Origin of the sequence: Streptomyces anatolicus (assembly GCF_019400875.1) — a bacterium.
GTDB classification, from domain to species: Bacteria; Actinomycetota; Actinomycetes; order Streptomycetales; family Streptomycetaceae; genus Streptomyces; species Streptomyces anatolicus.
The window spans coordinates 1-3,999 of the sequence record NZ_WMBF01000538.1; the positions used below are offsets into that span (position 1 = coordinate 1).

3 protein-coding genes are annotated in these 3,999 nt (G+C 74.4%); 1 reads left to right on the forward strand and 2 read right to left on the reverse strand.

What is annotated here, in order from left to right; genetic code table 11:
* The first annotated feature begins 145 nt into the window (after positions 1-145).
* Positions 146-1,600, forward strand: coding sequence for an NAD(P)/FAD-dependent oxidoreductase (locus GKQ77_RS29100; protein WP_219692051.1), 1,455 nt, complete (start codon positions 146-148; stop codon positions 1,598-1,600).
* Positions 1,601-1,670: 70 nt separating this feature from the next.
* Here GKQ77_RS29100 and fes read toward each other — a convergent pair whose 3' ends face one another.
* On the reverse strand, positions 1,671-2,915 hold the full coding sequence (gene fes, locus GKQ77_RS29105; protein ID WP_219692053.1) for an enterochelin esterase: 1,245 nt from the start codon (positions 2,913-2,915) through the stop codon (positions 1,671-1,673).
* Between the two features lie 22 nt (positions 2,916-2,937).
* Positions 2,938-3,999 (reverse strand): FecCD family ABC transporter permease (locus GKQ77_RS29110; protein WP_258022158.1); only part of this gene is annotated, 1,062 nt, incomplete at its 5' end.

Sequence of the window (3,999 nt, forward strand, 5' to 3'; positions counted from 1 at the left end):
GGGTGAGGGTGCGGGGTGCGCGTGCGCCTTGTGAGGGGTGGCCTTGCGGCAGGTCTTCCTCAGGAAGATCAGGTCTCCCTGAGGAAGATCAGGGGCAGGCTCTCCGCGAACCCTGCGAAGAGATGAGGTACGTGCGGTGCGGCGGATGAGCGTGGATGTCGCGGTGGCGGGCAACGGCGTGCTGGGCCTTTCGATCGCCGTGGAACTGGCCCGGCGTTCACCGGGACTGCGGGTGGCGGTGGCCGGCCCCGCTGCCCGGCCGGGCGCGGCGACGGTGGCGGCCGGCGCGATGCTGAACTGCTTCGCCGAGGTCACCGACCGCGTCGGCGCCCATCCCGCTTCCCGGACGAAGTTCGCGCTCGCCCGCGCGGCGCTCGACGCCTGGCCCGACTGGCTGGAAGGGCTGCGCGACGGAGGGCGGGGCCGGGGGCCCGAGCTGGTGTCGCCGGGCACGTTCGTCGTCCTCGGCGCCCGAGCGACCCCCACCGCCACCCGGAACTTCGACGCCGTCCACGCGGCACTCAAGGAGTACGCCGAGCCGCACCACGAGGTCGAGGCCGCCGACATCCCCGGCCTGCGCCCCGTCCCCCACGAACGGCCCGTACGCGCCCTCTACCTGGAGCGGGAGGGAGCCGTCGACGCGCGAGCCGTCCTCGACGCGCTGGAGGACACCGGGCGCCGCCTCGGCGTCACCTTCCTCGACGGTCAGGCATCCGAACTCCTGAGCGCGCACGGCAAGGTCACCGGGATGCGCCTCGAAGACGGCACCGAACTCGCGGCGGGAGCCGTCGTGGTGGCCGCGGGCGCCGCCTCCCACACGCTTCTGCGCCAACCGCTCCCCGACCGTACGCCGCCCCTGCTGCACGGCACGGGTCTCGCCGTGCGGACCGCCCGCCAGGCCCCGCCCGGCTTCGACCGCGTCATCCGCACCCCCACCCGGTCGGGCGCGTGCGGCATGCACCTCGTTCCCCTGGGGGGCGGACAGGAGTACATCGGCGCGACGAACATCGTGCTGTTCGATCCGCCCCCGGGACCCCGTATCGGCGTCACCCAGTCCCTGCTGCGCTTCGCCACCGACCAGTTCGACACCCGCCTCGGCATGTCCGCCGTCCAGGAGTGGCATTACGGCAGCCGCCCGGTCCCCCTGGACTGCTTCCCGCTCCTGGGTCCGGCCGCCGGCACGGACGGGCTGTTCGTGGCCACGGGCACCTACCGCGACGGCCTCCACAGCTCCCCGGTCATCGCCCGCCACCTCACCGACATGATCCTCGGCCCCGGCACCACACCGGAACTCCTGGAACCGTTCGCCCCCGTGCGGGCCCCGATCGAGACCATGACCGTCGAGGCGTGCGTCGAGTTGTCCGTGTCCGACGCCGTCGAGACGGCCACCGAGTACGGCATGCGCATGCCGTACTTCCTCGACACCGAGCCGGTCGCCGCGCATGCCCGGGACGAAGCCCGCCGAGCCCTGGAACGCCTCGCCCAGCCGGTCGCGCTCGCCCCCGAGATCCTCGCGGCGGTCGGCGAGGCCTCCGCCCCTCACATCGAGCGCCTGAACACCTACCTGAGGCAGCTCCGCCGGGCCGGGCCGCCTGTCTGACCTCGGGAGCTGCTGGCGCCGTTTTGCGCAGTTCCCCGCGCCCCTGGCGGGGCTTCTGCCGCCCCCCTCGTCAGCGAGGCAGCAGGGATATCAGGGCCGTCGCGAGGCCGCCGCGCCAGCATGCGTAGTCGTGGCCTCCGTTGAACTCCTCGTACGTCACCTCGTATCCCCGCGCCCGCAGGACGTTGCGCAAGCGGCGGTTCTCGGCGAGGAGCATCCATTCCTGGGCGCCCACCTCCAGGTGGAGGCGGACCGGGCGGCGCGGCGTGCGGGCGTACTCGCGGGTGAGCCACTCCGGGCCCCGCCCGTCCGGGGCGTTCTCGTCCGGCCACCAGAAGGAACCCGACTGGCTGAGCGCCGCGCCGAAGCGGTCCGGGCGGCGGTGGACCGCGTACGCCGCCGTGAGGCCGCCCGCGCTCTGGCCCGCGATGACCGTGCGCTCGGCGGGGGTTGAGATGTCGTACGCGTCCGCCGCCCACGGCAGCAGCACGTCCGCGAGCCAGTCCACGAAGGCGCCGCTGCAACTCAGGTCCTCCATCCGGCGCCCCATCGTGTCGACGAGGAGCGCGGCCGTCGGCGGCAGCGCGCCCTCGGCGTGCAGCGCGTCGAACGTGGCGCCGACGCCGAGCACCGGGCCCCACATCTCGCCGTCCAGGAGGACGGCGAGGGCGCGGGGCGGCTCCGGTGGGAGGTGGAGGGTGACGCGTCTGCCGTCCACCTCGGCCTCGGTGGACTTCCCCGCCGGCCTCGCGCGGCGGCCCACGTACGGCTGGGGCGGCGCGTCCGGCAGGGACATCACCGAGGCGGGGTTGCGGCCGTCGCGGGCGGGCAGCCGCGGGTCGCCGTTGAGCGGGTCGGGGACAGCGTCGGCGAGGACGCGCAGCCAGGCCTCGCGGTCGGTGCGGAGGGTGTCCTGCCGGGTGCCGTGGGCGACGTAGAACTGGTACGACGCCCGGTGGTCGGCCCGCAGCCGGTGGCCGAGCGCCCACACGTCCGTGCCCGGCAGGCGCTCCATCAGGTGCGGGGAGAGGTCGCCCGCGTGGCGGTCCCTGTCGGTGACGGTGTGCAGCAGCGCGAGGACGTCCGTGGCGGGGCGCGCTGGGTCGTCCCGCCAGAGGAACGTGACGAGGCGGTGGGCAGGGTCGCCGGACGGGTCGGGCTCGACGAGGGGCGTGCCGGTGGTCTCGACGCGGTTCCAGAACTCCCGTTCGGCGCCGGGGACCCGGGCTCGTACGGCGTGAAGGAGCGTCCGCAGCAGCGGGCTTCGCACAGGGGTGATCTCTCTCGGGTTCGGGTTCGGGCTCGGGGGTGTCATACGCGCGTCCGGGTTCGAGGTGTCATACGCGCGTCGCCGCCGACCGGCCGAGCAGCACCCACAGCAGGAACGGGCCGCCGAGCACGGTCGTGACGACGCCGACCGGCAGCTCCGAGCCGTCGAAGACGACGCGCCCGAGCGTGTCCGCGGCGACCACGAGCACCGCGCCCGTCAGCATCGAGCCGACCAGCGGCACCCGCAGCGGGCCCGCGAGGCGGGAGGCGATGACGGGCGAGGCGAGGGCGACGAACCCGACGGGCCCGCAGATGCCGACCGCCAGTCCGGCCAGCGCGACGGCGAGGAGCAGGCAGATCAGGCGGGTGCGCCCGGCGTGGGAGCCGAGGGAGGCGGCGGTGTCGTCGTCGAAGCGGAGTACGCCGAGGTGGCGGGCGACGGCGAGGGCGAGCGGGACGAGGACGGCGAGGCCGATGAGGACGGGCACGGCGACGGAGTAACCGCGGCCGTTGAGGCTGCCGGAGGTCCATACGTACAGCGAGCTGGCCGAGTTGAGCGAGCGGCGCGAGAGGACGACCTGGGTGGCGGCGGAGGCGAGCGCGGACATGGCGAGGCCGACGACGAGCACGCGGTAGCCGCGCTGCCCGAGCCCTCCGGAGACGACCGTCACGACGACCACGGCGACGAGCGCGCCGATCGGCCCCGCCCACCAGGCGCCGAAGGACCCCGAGGCGCTGAAGGTGACGGAGACGAGGACGGCGGCGGTGGCACCGTCGTTGACGCCGAGGAGTTCGGGGGTGGCGAGGCGGTTGCGGGCGAGGGTCTGGGTGAGGCACCCGGCGAGACCGAGCGCGGCGCCCGCGGTGAGCCCGGCGACGATGCGGCCGAGGCGGAACTTCTGCACGAGGAGTACGTCGAAGTGGTCGCCGTATCCGAAGACAGCCCGGAAGGTGCGGCTGACGCCCATGTCGCTCTGTCCGGCGTACGCGGAGAAAACGACGGCGACGAGGAGCAGCGCGGCGAGCAGCAGCGAGGCGAGGGTCGCGCGGCGGGCGAGGAGGAAGGAGAAGGGGCCGGTGCGCAGGACGTAGGTGTCGGCGGGGGCGGGCTTGGTGATGTCGGGCCCTGG

Excerpts from the sequence above, each read along its gene's own strand:
- GKQ77_RS29100 (WP_219692051.1), top strand. The coding sequence starts at position 146 with ATGAGCGTGGATGTCGCGGTGGCGGGCAACGGCGTGCTGGGCCTTTCG.
- fes (WP_219692053.1), bottom strand. The coding sequence starts at position 2,915 with ATGACACCCCCGAGCCCGAACCCGAACCCGAGAGAGATCACCCCTGTG.